The 309-nt window shown below is 70.2% G+C and carries 1 protein-coding gene; it reads left to right on the top strand.

Translation table 11 applies throughout. From position 1 onward, the window contains the following. The coding region (locus NWP09_RS13495; RefSeq protein WP_258275977.1) for a glutathione binding-like protein at positions 1-277 on the top strand (277 nt) is incomplete at its 5' end. Positions 278-309 lie beyond the last annotated feature (32 nt).

Below are 309 nucleotides of genomic sequence, written 5' to 3'. Positions count from 1 at the left end.
GGACAAGCGCCCGCGCGACCGCTACATCAACGAATCCAGGCGCCTGCTCGGCGTGCTGGAGCGGCGCCTGCAGGGTCGCCAGTGGCTCATGGGCGAGACGTTCACCATCGCCGACATCGCTACCTGGCCCTGGGTGCGCAACATGGTGACCGAGGGCGGCTACAACGCGGCCGAGCTGGTGGGCTGGCAGGACTTTCCCGAGCTGCAGCGCGTGCTGGCCGCCTTCCTGGCGCGGCCGGCCGTGCAAAAAGGCCTGAACATGCCGCCGCGCGGCTGATGGCGGCGTTCCATCGGCGCGCGGCATTGTCC

Source organism: Agrococcus sp. HG114 (assembly GCF_024723325.1).
Classification (GTDB): domain Bacteria; phylum Actinomycetota; class Actinomycetes; order Actinomycetales; family Microbacteriaceae; genus Agrococcus.
The sequence above is the reverse complement of the archived record's forward strand: the minus strand, read 5'-3'. Positions and strand labels throughout refer to the sequence as shown.